Source organism: Clostridium sp., assembly GCF_017888565.1.
Classification (GTDB): Bacteria; Bacillota; Clostridia; order Clostridiales; family Clostridiaceae; genus Clostridium.
In genome coordinates, this window is record NZ_JAGHFX010000013.1 from 36,014 (window position 1) to 51,102 (window position 15,089).

General features: G+C 27.7%; 8 protein-coding genes. 2 read left to right on the top strand and 6 right to left on the bottom strand.

The window, feature by feature from the left end:
• Window positions 1–114 precede the first annotated feature (114 nt).
• Window positions 115–2,331, bottom strand: coding sequence for an immunoglobulin-like domain-containing protein (locus tag J7M87_RS02205; RefSeq protein WP_291648245.1), 2,217 nt, complete (start codon window positions 2,329–2,331; stop codon window positions 115–117).
• Between the two features lie 63 nt (window positions 2,332–2,394).
• A complete protein-coding gene (locus tag J7M87_RS02210) occupies window positions 2,395–8,442 on the bottom strand; it encodes a M60 family metallopeptidase (RefSeq protein WP_291648247.1) in 6,048 nt (2,015 codons plus the stop codon).
• 384 nt (window positions 8,443–8,826) lie between these two features.
• On the opposite strand from J7M87_RS02210, the gene J7M87_RS02215 reads away from it, so the two are divergent.
• The gene (locus tag J7M87_RS02215) at window positions 8,827–9,234 is read left to right on the top strand and encodes a hypothetical protein (RefSeq protein WP_291648249.1); all 408 of its coding nucleotides are present in this window, start codon (window positions 8,827–8,829) and stop codon (window positions 9,232–9,234) included.
• Window positions 9,235–9,313: 79 nt separating this feature from the next.
• Here the strand turns inward: J7M87_RS02215 and J7M87_RS02220 are convergent, their stop codons facing one another.
• Complete coding sequence (locus J7M87_RS02220; protein WP_291648250.1) at window positions 9,314–10,618, bottom strand: extracellular solute-binding protein; 1,305 nt, start codon at window positions 10,616–10,618, stop codon at window positions 9,314–9,316.
• Window positions 10,619–10,649: 31 nt separating this feature from the next.
• Window positions 10,650–11,876 (bottom strand): response regulator, encoded by a 1,227-nt coding sequence (locus J7M87_RS02225; protein WP_291648251.1) that lies wholly within the window; start codon window positions 11,874–11,876, stop codon window positions 10,650–10,652.
• 126 nt (window positions 11,877–12,002) lie between these two features.
• Here J7M87_RS02225 and J7M87_RS02230 point away from each other — a divergent pair, with 126 nt between their 5' ends.
• The gene (locus J7M87_RS02230) at window positions 12,003–13,769 is read left to right on the top strand and encodes a histidine kinase (protein WP_291648253.1); all 1,767 of its coding nucleotides are present in this window, start codon (window positions 12,003–12,005) and stop codon (window positions 13,767–13,769) included.
• An 85-nt stretch (window positions 13,770–13,854) separates the two neighbouring features.
• Here J7M87_RS02230 and J7M87_RS02235 read toward each other — a convergent pair whose 3' ends face one another.
• A complete protein-coding gene (locus tag J7M87_RS02235) occupies window positions 13,855–14,046 on the bottom strand; it encodes a hypothetical protein (protein WP_291648255.1) in 192 nt (63 codons plus the stop codon).
• A 25-nt stretch (window positions 14,047–14,071) separates the two neighbouring features.
• The gene (locus tag J7M87_RS02240; RefSeq protein ID WP_291648257.1) at window positions 14,072–15,085 is read right to left on the bottom strand and encodes a glycosyl hydrolase; all 1,014 of its coding nucleotides are present in this window, start codon (window positions 15,083–15,085) and stop codon (window positions 14,072–14,074) included.
• Window positions 15,086–15,089 lie beyond the last annotated feature (4 nt).

The following is a 15,089-nucleotide window of genomic DNA, read 5'->3' on the forward strand; positions in this document are numbered from 1 at the left end:
AACTTTATTAATAATAAATTAATATTATATTATATTATTTTTCATTTATATTAATTTATATGATAAAAGTGTGTATCCCTATTAATAGGAATACACACTTAAACAATAGACTATTTATTTTTTCCTTCTCTTTTTAAATAATACTGTACCTGCTGCTATCGCTGCTACACCCAAGTAACCTAATATGCTTTCTTGCCCTGTTATAGGTAACTTAATTCCAGTATTATTTTCACTTTCTGAACTATTTTCATTCTCTGAATTGCTGCCATTTCCAGAGTTATTTTCTGTTCCTGAATTGTTTCCGTTTCCTGAATTACTTCCATCTTCTGAATTGTTTTCGTCTCCAGGATTTTCTGCTAATTTTAATAACTCCTCTAATTCAGTTTTTAACTCACTAAAATTGTCTAAGCTATTTTCTAATCTTAGTTCTATATATGCTTCATCAGAAGTTATAAATAATTCTGATTTTTTATTAACTTTTATTTTATATACTGTAAAGTTTCCATCTTCATATTTTTTCTCTAAAGTAGGATTTAGTTCTCTTAAATTCTCTAAGAAACTATTGAATTCTTCTACAGTTACATTTTGAACTTCCATTTCTAATGGAGAATTAATATCGCCTGTTCCAATTAAAGGAGTTACTATATTAGTATCTATCATATCTTTTATAAATGATGGTACTTCATCATCATTTTCTAAGTTAATTATATCTATAATAACACTGTCTGATTTATTACTTCCATCAGTAGTTGATGCAGTTATAGTTACTTTTCCTTCTGACTTAGCAATTACTTTAACACTATTCCCAACTAATTCTATAGATGCTATATTTTCATCACTTGTTGTCCATTCTATTTCCTTTATATCAGCAGCTTCATTTATAGTTGCAGTTAAAATTTTGCTGCCTCCTACATATAGCTTATTAAATTTATTATTTATAGCTATACTCTCTGCTAATATAACATTCTTTTTAACTATTACTTTTATTGTCTTAGTTACTGTAGCGCCTTGACTATCTTGCACTGTATACTTAACTATGTATTCCCCTTCAGAATTTACATCTACATTACTTTCATATTTTATTTCTTTTGTTAAATCTTTATCTTCCTTATCTGTCGCAGTTACTCCTTTTAACGGATCAAAAGTTTCTCCAAGTTTTATAACTTTATCTTCAGCATTTATTACTGGAACACTATTAATCTCTTCCATCCTAGGCACCACAGTTACAGTTATTTCCTTTTCAAACTTAATACCCTTATCATTTATTACGCTGTAAGTAACTTTATACTCTCCAGGTTTACTTGTATCTACTGAAGTAGCACCTGAAACTTCGCCTTTGCCTTCTACTTTAACATCTATATTAGTATCTGTTATCACATTACCATCTTCATCTTTTACAGCTACACCATCTAATATATCAAACTTATCTCCTACTGTTATAACTTTATTCTCAGCTTCTATTGTTAGTGATTTATTTTCAGCTATAAATATTTGAACAGTTATAGTTTCAGATCTATCACCATAATTATCTATAGCTGTACAACTTAGTTCATATACTCCTGCTGTATCAGAAAGGAATTCTGTTATTTCAACACCATCTTTTTTAACCTCTAACCTTACTTCTTTACCCTCTGGATCTTCCATTGTTATACCTAGGTTTTTAGCAGTTAACTCTAGTTTTTCTCCTTTAGCTAGTTCTATATATGTATCTCCTGACTTTATAGTTGGAGACATATTAAGTGATATACTTTCATTATCATGATCTACAGTCTTGCTAATATACTCTCTATTAGTATTACTTACATACTTATATTCATAGTTATTGCTTGGAACTATTTTATACGTAGGTAAATCATTTTTAGCAAGCATATTTGATGATTCAGGTTTTACATCTAGTTCAAAAATCTCTATTTTATTACTTATTTTAGGGATTGCATTTTCAGATGTTATTAAAACATCAATAGTATTAGCATTTTCATTATAAGTATAATCTACTAACACATCATTTGAGTTAGTTGAATATGCATTACTTTTCAATCTTGCTTCAGATTCTTTCTTTATTAAATCTTTTATACTATTTGCTCCATCTTTTAAAATTGCTCCCTGTAATTGAATACTAAATTGAAGGGATTTAGGTATCTCTTGAACATTATCTAAAGCAACTTTAACAGTATCACCATCGACTTTTTCTACAGCTAGTTTTAATTTATTTTCTCTCTCAATACTTTTACTTTCAAGGATTTTAGGAGTTGCATAAGCAATTGCAGCTGTTGATGTTACTACTAACGTTGATGCTAATGCAATTTTTATTGACGCTTTCATCTTTCTCATAAGCCTGTTCCTTTCTCTTTATTATAGAGACTATCTCAAAAAGATAGTCTCTTTTTAGATTTATTATCTATTCTCAAATACTTTTTTCATAGTGCTACTATCTATTTCTACAACTTTATTATAAGGTTTTAATGCTCTTTTAGTTGTTCCACCAGTTAAATCTATTTCTGGTAATTTATCTAAATCCCCTACAGTTACTAAGAAAGTATCACTTACTAATCTTTCTCCAACTGGAGCATTATTGTCATCTAATTTGTTGTATCTATATAATTCAGCCTTTATAGAAGATCCTTTTATATTCTCTTCTCCATCTATAATCTTATCTTGTTGCTCTGGAGTTATCCAATATACCCAGTTACCTTCTGCTACTTCCCCAAGCTCTGCATCTTCTGGTAACTCAGCTAATAATATAGCTTGAGATTCTATTGCAAAGTTCTCACCATCTTCATTTAATACTAAAGGCACATTAAATGCTGGATCTCCTTTATATTCACCAGTTACTATTATAGATCCTGCTGGAATTGATTTTCCTGGAGCATATTCATAATCTGATTTTAATTTACCTATACCATTTTTATAAATCTTATCATTATTATCTACTCCAATTTCTATGTTATCACCTGTAGGTCCTAATATATCAAGTTCTGCTATAGAAATAGTTTGAGCTCCCTTAGCAACTAACTTCACATATTTAGCGTTATATGTCCATAATTGTGTATTAGTACTATTTCCAGCTTCGTTGAAGTAAATTGTATTTTCTTTAGTAGTATCAAATGTTCCTGAATGAGCTTTTATCCAGTTTACTCCATCTTCACTTACTAAAACTTCATACTTACTTATTGGGTCATATTTAACTTCAGTATCTTTCTTAAAGAAATTCTTTAAAGAAAACTTCTTAGTTGTAGTTGTTTCACCTGGAGTATATTTAAGTCCTACAACTTGTTTAGTATCACCCATATCAACTGTTACATATGGATCTCCACCTAAAACTTGTCCGTTTTGGTTTGTAGCTTTTGATGCTTTATATACAGTATCTTTATTATTATCTTTTATGTTGTTAATTGCTCCATTTGCTACTTGTCCATGACCTGTGTTTTCATCTACAACATCATCAACACTTCTTGTATTTGTATCAAATGTCCAGTTAGCCTTAGCTATACTTCCATCATGATTTACTTTTATAGTTCCAATATTAGTTTCGCTAGTTGCATTTAAATTATAATCATATGCTTTCACTTTATATTCAAAAACTCTATTATTTGCTGTATCTATAACATCTACATATTCAGTTACTAGATTTGTAGTATCTCTTTCAACAAATCCAACTGGAACTTCTTTAAATCCTGTTGCTGTTGCTTCTTTTCTTATTATTTCATATCCAAGTATTTTATTATCATCCTTATCTACACTCAATCTAAGTGGAACTTCTTTTTGATTTATATACTTATTATCCTTTATGCTGTCTTCAAAAACTCCAATTACTTTAGTGTCATCGGCCATATCTTGAACTTTATTTAGTCTTTGTCTTCTTGCTTCATCATTTAAGTAGTAAATTGCCTTGTCTTCTTTAGGATAATTCTTAGAATTTAGGTATTCATTAGTCTTAGGACTAGCAACTAATCCCCATTTTGCAAAGAATTCTCTTAAATCTTTTTTAACTGCATCTGATGATCTCATTATAAATGTTTGAGCTGTTTGATCATGCCCTGCTTCTTTTTGTGCTATTCCATTTTCTCTTGTTGCTCTATATAACTTAGCATAGAAAGTATCATTTTCTAAACTATTATCTGTGTTGACATCTAACATCTTATAAGTATTAGTATCATCATAAGCCAAATGTAATTGCCAGAACATTGCAAGTCTAGTAAATCCATCACTTGCAAGACCTTCACTTCCAGAAGTTACTTTATCATATACTTTTTCATAATTGCCTTCTATTCTAGATTTATTAACATCATTAAATGTTTGACTTATTAAGGCTAAAATATTATTAGTTGTCTCTACATAAGTTAAACCTTGTCTATCATGAACATGTCCAACTTCATGGTTTATACCCCACCCAAATAATTGTCCATCTTCGCTATTTACTAAGTTTCCATTTTCATCAAACTTGAATGGTACACCAGTCATCATCCCCGGCACTGATCCATATCCTATCCCCACATGATGTCCTGACGCATACATAAATGCACCTGTAAACATTCTTTGGTATTTAATATTTATACGATTTAAAGGTGCTCTATTATCATTAAAGAATTTTTGTTCACCTTTCCCTCCAAGTTCATCTTGTGGTGTATTATCTATCTTTCCATCTTCATTAAAATCTATTGCTTCCTCAAGTAAACCTTGTTGTGTATATGATACTTTCATTAATTGTTCCCATGCAAGTAATGTATCATAAACTCTTTCTACTTGAGCATTTTCATCATCTTTTATACCATCTTCTATACCTTTAAGAACTTGATCTGCAGCTAGTGAAAGTGTAATTCTATCACCTTCTATTTCAGTACTATTTAAAATAGAAGTCTCTGCATCATATGTATAAATATTATTTGCTCTATCCTCCGGAGTTACGCTATCTGGATATTTACTCTCTACTTCACTTACATAAGTTTTTAACTCATTAATATAAGTTCTTATTTTATCTTTTACTTCAGATTGTTTAGACTCATCATCCATCATATTATTAAGATTTAAATGAGGTATATCTGTTCCACCACTTACACGTACTTGTACATTTTGCTTTTCATTATAGTTCGAATCAAAGTTTATATATAAATTTCCACCCTTTTCATAATCCATATTAAATGGTGATTCTGGAATTGTTATTTCATTCTTACCAACTTTTAATTTTTCATGATAAGTCTTTATATAACTTCCTGATTCTCCATAATGCTGAGTTATTGCAAGGTTAAATTTAGTATCTTGTCTATCTGAACCAATATAAATATTAACTTTATCACCCGGTTTTACTGCAACACCTAATGCTTGCCAGTTGTTACCTTGTCCAATTGTATTTCCTTGATTTCTTATCATTGGATCAAGAGTTAAAATCTTATCTTTTATATTAGAATCTTCAATTAAATCTTTAGCTCTTTGTATATTTTTTAATATATTTTCTCTATTTGGATGATACTCATCAGCAATTGGATCTTTAGTATTAGCACGATTTTCAAGATTATTTATTATATCTTCAGTAACCCATTCATTAAGCTCTATCATTAAATTATCTTTAAATAACGCATCTACATCATCTTCTAAGCTATCATATTCATAGAATTTAAGTTCTGATATACTGGAAACATAATTTGCCCATGAAGGAGCATCTACTTTTACTGAAATCCTTGTAGCCTTTATAGGCTCCTTTAATTTTAATTGTGCATATGATACACCATTTGCAGATTTTATATGTTGTATGCTTATATCTGATATAGGAACTTCTTGTATCCTTTTTCCATTTTCATCATAAGTCTCTACTCTAGCATTGTTAGGTAAAGGATACTTACCTGGATCTTCTATCTTACTTGAAAGTCTTATAGTATCAATTGTATACTCCTTATCGAAAGTAACTATTGGCACTACTCTATCATAATTAGCTCCACCACACCAGTCTTGTGCAACAAAAGCTGTACTATAATCATTATCAACAATATATTCTGGATTTGCTTGTCCATTAGAAATATCAACACTTATTATATTATCAGTAAGATCTCCATTTCCTGGCCTATTAATAAGATTATAATTTGGCATTTCTGGTGCTACTAATTTAGCTGTAGACCCTATGTAAGTTTCTGATAAGCCACCAGTACCATGATGGTTAGTTGCTGTCATTTTTATTTCATATGTAGCCTGATCTTCTAATCCTGTTATAGTGTATTTTGTATCTCTTATTAATTCATCATGATCTGTCTTTTGATCTGGAGTTAAATCAGTTACTCCATCTGGTATATCATTTGTAAGATCACTATCTACATACTTTGGCTCCCTTGGATCATTTGCTTTTTTCCATTCGGCAGTTCCAATTTTTCTGTAGTATAAATCATAGTCTTTAGCTTTTTTATGACTCTTCCAGCTAACCTTAAGAGATTTATATGCCCCTTCAATTTGTATTCCTTCTGGTCCTTCTGGTGCAGTTTCTGGTATAACTTGGAGCTCTATTAACGAATCTGCTCCAAAGTTGCTTCCGTTACCACCTTCCGCATTCGGGCTTAATTTCCCTGATATAGAATCCCATGCTTGTGGGTTATAGTTTGTATCTGCATTATCTGGAATTCCATCCTTATCATTTGAATTATTAGCTAAATTAGTTGCTCCAGTTGCAGATGCATCATAATCATCTTGCTCATCTTTATAGCCACTCTTCCACTCATCTCCGCTTAATGATTGAATACTTACTCTATATGTAGCATAACCATCCACTTTTTCAATCTTTAGAGTGTTTTCACTAGTTTTATATGTACTCGTTGACTCAACCTTTCCATTGCTTCCTAATTTTTCAACTTTAAGTTCATATCCAGTTACATTTACTTCATGATTCCATCCTAAAGTCATAGCCTCATTACCTACGGCTGTTGAACTTGTAAAGTTATTTATAACTGGAATATTCATCTTAGGCTTTGGAATTTCTTTATAAACATTATTTAAGAAATTAACTTTTGATATTTCTGCAAGTTTCTTATTGCCTCTACCACCAGTAACTTTTATAGTAATTTCACTAACTGCAACTTGTTTACCTAAATCTATCTCTATTACATCAACAGATTCTCCATTTCTAGCTGTTGTTGCTATTGTTCTTGTATTTGATTCATCGAATTTAAATTCTCCAGCACCTGGAATTTTTATACTTCCTTTGCTTGGTGCAGTTGCTTTTGGTGCTTCTATAGTTATCTTTTCAACATTAGTTGTTGTTCTTGTTTTACCCGTTAAGTTTATAGGTACTTCTATTGGATTATTTTCGCTTATTTCAGTATCGCCTTTAGGTGATAATTGCACTCCTAATCCATTATCCTTTAATATATCCTTTATATCTCCACTTACAATTTCTGCATTTTCATTAACTTTTACATCTATATTTTCTGGGTTTAAAATAATATCCGTATCTACTATATCTACATTACTCTTAATTTTACCCATATTTTGATGAACATAAGTTAAATCTGTTATATCTACTTTTCCATCTCTGTTTAAGTCAAACTTAGAATTATAAGATTTATTCTTTATTTCATTTTTTAAAGCCTCATAATCAACTTTATCTACTACTGAATCTGAATTAACATCTCCTGCTAATAATACTCCTGGATAATATTCTGTAATATCATCTGATTTATCATCTGTACCTTTATCATCTAAAACTATTGTTTTCTCACTAGTTCCTAATAAAACTCTTTTAGATGTATTTTGTATTTCTATATCTCCCGTATTTACAGTTTCATATCCTGCACCTACTATTTGAAGAGAATATGTTCCTAATGGAAGACTTTCAAAAGTTAAATGATAGAAATCTACCTCTTTTGCATTATCTTTTAACTGACTCCTCTTAGAATCTAAAGTTTCTAAGTTATAAGATATACCAGTTTCCCCTATTTTTCCGCCTGTATTATCTGATCCTAATTCAATAGTTCCAATAACAACATTTTCTTGTTTCAAGGTTACAGATATATTAGTATTATCTGAACTTGCAACTTTTATAGGAGTAGAAAAATTTATATCTAATTCTAATTTTCCTTTTACCTCATATATGTCAGAATAAGTTTTCTCTATTTTTTCTTCAAGCTTTTCACTTTTTTCATCTTCTTTTACTTCTTCAACTGATTCTGTTTCTTCATTAATATCAGCTTCTCCAACTACTTCTGTTTCTTCGTTAGCTTCAACTTCTTCAACTATTTCCGACTCTTTACTAGTATCAGTCTCTTCAATCTCTTTTCCCTCTTCTTGAATCTCATCTTCTGTTATTTCTTCAAAAACTGTATCTTTATCAATATTATCTACTGTTTGTGATATACTTCCATTTACATCATCCGATCTGTTAGCTATAGTTTCTGCAAATGCAACATTCTGGATTTGACTTGTAATCACGGCTACAGCTAATGTAGTTGATATTTTTCGTTTCATATTTTCTTCCTCCTTTTAGCATTTTTCTTCATAAAATATACCATATTCACCATCTATTTTTCAACATTTTTTTCACACTATAAATACATTTTTATTTGTATTTTTATACAGATTAATTTTTTTATTTAATTTATATTTACCAATCTCAAAAATACCATCTACTTTTACTCTTTTTTTAATACTATATATTATCTATTTTTGTAAAAGTATAATTTTCTATAAACCACTCTAATTTATTTCTTAATAATAAAAAGGCTATATATAATTTATAAGTAGCCTTTACATTAATAATTTATAAAGTTATAAGTTTATTATAAATAAGTACTTATATGCGTATTTTAGCATATTCTAATATGAACTTTGTTATTGAGGTATCTAAAATGCATGAATAATAATTTATTTGATGATATTGAAGAATTTATAAGAAATTTGGATATAAACCTTGCCGAGCTCGAACGAACAGGTGCAACATTCATTTCAGTAGGATATGCTTTTTTTGCTTATGCTGCAAATGTTGATATACATGATTTATTAACCAATAATAATACAGATGTAGCTTCTGCTGAAATTACACTAAATGGACAACAACTTGTATTATTAGGCTATATTTTCTTATGGGTCGTAGCTACAAAAAGAGTTTATTCTAGAAATTTAAGAAACACTCATATGGAAGAAATTATTAACGTATCTCCTTATATAAAGCTAGCTAATGCATATCTATTAAGTACTTTTGCAAATGCATTAAGACTTGATGCTTTTACAGAAATAGCAAATTATGAAGAAGGAGAATAAACTCTCGAATAATTAGGTCAATTATTCTAACATAACCTTCAATAGCTTTAATTGACCTAATAATATACATATAATGGACTTAGTCATTATTGTTATTTATTTCTTTTAATTCATTCCATCTATTATTCATTTTATTTCTTAAGCTTTCTACATCATCACTTATAATATAATCTTGTACAAAAGAATAATCTAATTCTGATAATCTTCTTAAAGTATCATACTTCTCATGAATCTTCACATCTTCTTCTGTTTGATTTTTTATAGTTTCTCCATGTATATCTATTGGAATACTATATGATTCTAATTCCTTTATTAAATCTTTATTCTTTGAATTTTCTTTCAAAGGAGATAGTATATTTACTGCATTTGCATAACGATCTTCTTCAAATAAGAATTTTAAAAATGCTTTTGATACTTCTGGAAATTTTGTATTCTTAGAAACTCCGATTTTATAATCTCCATAAATCTTTAAATATTTACTTTCTGGTAACGGAAACATTCCTATATCGTTTATATTCATTCCCATATCTTCTAATTGATATTTAAAGTTTGAATCCCAAAATATCATAGCTACTTTCCCATTAATAATATCTAATTTACTTTGTTCCCACTCATAATTTAACAAATTATCTTCACAATAATTATTTATATATATATTCCTTGCAAAATTTAAAGCTTTAAAAATCCCACTATTATCACTTAAAATATCCTGATTATTAACTATTATATTTTGCTCTAATTTATCATCATACAAATATGCTGCTATATCAAGCCATGTCCCCATAGTCCAAGCTTGTTTATAATTAAATGCTATTGGAGTTATTCCTTTATCTTTTATAACACTACATAAATTTAAAAACTCATCCTGAGTCTTTGGAATTTCATTTATACCTGCTTCTTTAAATACATTTTTATTATATATAATTCCATTCCATGAAATTGAAGTATTTAAGTTGTAAAGCTTCCCCTCATTACTAATTCCAGTATTATAATTATATATATTATCTTCTGTAAAGCCCAAATCATCTAAAGGTAAAAAATATTTATCATATTCACTTACCTTTATAGCACTAGGTACTAAAGTCACATCTGGAAGTTCTTGAACCATAGCTCTTCTTTGAAGAATTTCTTCTGCATCCCCTATTAATTCTAAATTTACTCTAACCTTTGGATGCATTCCCTCAAATTCTGATATTAAAATTTTTAGTTCTTCTTTTTTATCAGTTCTATTACTAACAAATGTTATTTCTCCCTCTAACTCTTCACCTCTATTATTTGTAATACTTTCTTCAATTTTATTTCCCATAATAATTTTAACGCAAATAAATGTAACTATAATAGCCATGAATACCATAATAGAAATCTTTATTTTTTTACTTTTCATTGACCTAACCTCTTTCATAAAATAATGGATTCTAATTATTTCTAAAACTATTTGGGGTATATCCTGTTACTTTCTTAAAAGCTCTTCCAAAAGTTATTGCATCATTATATCCTACTTTTGTTGCGATTTCATAAACCTTTAAATTTGTTGTAATTAATAGTTCTTTTGCTACTTTTATTCTATACTCTGTCAAAAAATCATAAAATCCTTCTCCAACTTCTTTTTTAAATAATTCAGATAAATAATTTTGACTTAGGAACACCTCATCAGCTACTTCTTTAAGAGATATATTCTTATTAAAATTATTTATTATATATTGCTTAGCAAGTTTTATAACAGTTAAATTTGTATTAATATTACTTTCTTCTTCTAAAACTTTCTTTTCATCTGATACTTTTAAAAAATATTTTTTGGCTTTACCTTCATCATATATTGTATTTTTTATTTTTCTAAATTTCACCGATTGTTCTTTTAATTTATACAATTCATTCGTACACTCCATTATGTAGACATTGATATTATTCTCTAAAAACAAGCTTGTCTTATCCTCTATGTATTTATTTAATTCTTTATCACAAACTCCATTACTTATATCTGAATACAGTACAACATATGAATTTCCTTCAAAATTAAACAATATATATTCTACATTAACATATCTATTAATAATATTTTTTATATAATCTTTTATTAATTCTTTTTCATCTTTTCCCTTTTCAATTACAATAAGTTTGTATATATAATTTTCATTAAGCTGTATATCTTCTAAAAATGATTTATCGGTTTTATAATTTGATTCAGCATTAGAAAATAATATATGTCTAAAAAAATCTTTCTTTAATATCTCAATTGACTTGTTAAGAATATTATCTTGCTTTTTATTTTCCTTAATTTTAATTTTAGCTTCACAAATTACCTTTTTTAGTTCATCTTGCTTAATAGGCTTTAGCAAATAATTAAATGCTCCAAATTTCATAGTATCTCTTACATAAGTAAATTCATCATATCCGCTTAACACAATAAATATAGGTGAATCTTCCATTTCCTTTACTGATTTCTCTATTAGTTCACTACCAGTCATTATAGGCATTTTTATATCTGTTATAACTAAATCTATTTTATTATTTTTTAAATACTCAAATGCCACTAATCCATTTTGAAATTCTGCTATAACTTCATATTGAGGAAAAAGCCTATTAATAATTTTTTTCAATCCTAATCTTATAATCTTATCATCATCTACTATTAATATCTTCATACTTTACACCTACTGTTGAATATTTTTTAAGTTCATTATATATTTATTATATATTAAATGTTTACATTTTAGAAGAATTATACTTTAATAAAATAAAATATATACTTTTTAGGGGATTAGATGCTTATGCTTTCTTATAAAAATTTATCAATAAAAAAATTAACTTTAATTATTTTTACATGTCTTTATTTAATTTTCTTGATTTTTACTACATTTAATTTATATTCTTATTCAAAATATGAATCTAATAAAACAGAAAATTTAATAAAGAACTTTAATATTAGCTTTAGTAATCAAATAGAAGAAAAAATTAATAATATCTCAGATGTCTCTAAATATCCTTTATTAATACCTGAAATAAATACATTGCATGAAATATTAAGAGATAATGAAACTTTTAAAATAACAAATTATAACTATTTAAAATATATTTGTGAAATGATGCTAATTCAAAATAGTTCTATAAGTGGAGCTTATATTTATGATTTAAAAGGTAGAGGAGCCTTTGCAAGCAGGAACAGCTCACATTATAAACTTATAAATCCACTTAATGAAAATTGGTTTCAAGAAAGTTTAATTTCTTCTTCTGCTACATCAATTTTTACCAATATTAATTCAAGTAATATTTTTGATATAGACTCCGCAGATGGTGAAAATCTTATACTGCTTACAAGAAAAGTAATAGATATTAATACAAATCAAATTACAGGAATGCTTTTAGTTACTTTATCTGCAGAAGAATTTAATAATATTTTAAAATATGATTTACCATTTAATAATGAAGTTATATCAATTTATAACTCTACAGGAGATTTAATTTTATCTACAAACGAAGAAGAAACAAAAATTAATTATTTTGACAAAGTGAATTTTAATAATTCTGATCCTTCAATAAATTATGTATATGAAGATGCATCTTATGTCATTTGCTCTAATCCCATTAATACTCCAAATTGGATAATAATTAATAAAATACCAAAGAAGGATGCCTTTAAATTAGATACGTTATATATTATTTTTTTCATTACTAATATTCTATTTTTTTTAATTTCATCAATTATATTGTATATATTCTTTACTAAAAGAATCTTTAATCCAATACAATATCTTATTAATAATATGTCTTCTAATTCTATAGAAAAAAATCTAAAGAAAGATTTTCAATATGATAAAGATGATGAGATTGGACAACTAGTTAATTCATATAATGACATGAAAGGTCGTATTAATACTTTAATAAATATTAATTATAAAAATCAGATTGAACAAAAGGAATTAGAGCTTCGCCAACTTCAAAATCAAATTAATCCCCATTTTATATATAATACTTTAGAATCAATTCATATGATGGCTGAAATTAATGATGATTTAGAAACATCAACAATGGCAGAATACTTTGGTTCAATTATAAGGTATAGTATGAATAGAAAGATTAATACAGTAAAGCTAAAACAAGAAATGGAAATAATAGATAATTATATTTACTTACAAAAAATAAGATTTGATCAGCTTTTTACAATAGAAAATATTATCCCAGAAGAATTGCTCAATTGTGAAATAATAAAGATGATAATTCAACCACTAATTGAAAATGCTATCTACCATGGACTAAGCGAATGTGATAGTAATGGAAAAATAATAATTCAAGGACATCATATAGATAATAATTTACTTATAACAATTTCTGATAATGGTGTAGGTATTGATGATGACAAGTTAAAAGATTTAAATGATTATATTAATGATAAAAATAATAAATTCAATAGTATAGCATTGAGAAATATAAATCGCAGATTAAAACTTAACTATGGGGAAGCCTTTGGTCTTGAAATATTTAGCGTATATGGCAAAGGCACCTCGACCGTACTAACACTACCTTATATAATTAGATAAATAAAATTTCCACAGTATATAATATTATTTTAATACTGTGGAATTTAATTCATTATGATTAATTTTTATATTAAGAATTTATCAACTATATATCTAAAGATCTAAGCTTATGAATTATCTCTATCTGATTGCTATACATATCTTCTCTTTCATTTATATATATTCTTTTAAGTTCCTCATCTTTTTCATCATTTATCTTATCATCCATATCCTTTATTAGTTCTCCAAGCTTATATAAATGCAGTGCAAGTTCTAATGCATTAGTTTCACTTCTCATAATTTTCCCACTTACAGTTATTTAATTATCTAAGTTTAGGTAAATTTTCTAAGTTAATAACATATGGATTATTATAAAACTTCATTAATTCTTCATCTGAATTCCATTGAATGTCTTTAATTAAATTATTCCAAGTCATAAACCATAACCATGGAGTATCAGATTCAATAATTTTATCTGGATCTGGTATTGGCCCATTTTCTCCTAATGCAAGTAGCTTTTCTCCGTTAGTAACTTTATTAGCTTCAATGTATTTTTCCGATAATGGTTCATGATTCCCAATATCAACATAACAATCTATAGAATTTATATCTACAACATCATCACCTGGATACCAATCTTGTCTAGGCGCATTATATACCCAAATCAAATTGTTAAGCTCATGATAATTTACATATCTATGATACATTAATCTATATAACTTTTTATAGATTTTACTTCCTTTAGCCCCCCACCAAAACCAGCCACCATCAGCTTCATGTAGTGGTCTCCAAAGCACAGGTATATTTTCATTCTTAAACTTTTTAAGCTCCTGTGCAATAATATCTAAATCTTCTATTAGCGCTTTATTTTCTTCTGTTCCTTCTATTAAAGCTAACTCACAATCAAAATCTGTATTTTCTGTATAAAAACTCTTCCCTCTCCCATACATTGGCGAAAACCAATGCCAACAAAATGTAATTATTGCATTACTATTTTTAGCATAGTATAGTGCTGCTTCTACTGTTCCCTTATTATTAGCCAGCTCATCAATACATTCAAAATCGCTATCTTTAGTTTCTATGCCCTTTGAATAACTCAATAAATCAAAGCCTAATATCGCAGGTATCTTTCCTGTCACTCTTCTTATATGTTCAATATCTGGCATAGTAGATTTATTACAATGTTGCCCACTTAATATTCCTTTTCCATGAATCTCATAGAAATAATCCATAAGTCTTATTGCTTCCATAGATGCATTTTTATTGGATAAATTAAAGTTAGGTGTTTTCATCTTATTTTCATCTTTAATACCATTTAAATTAATACCTATTTTCAACACC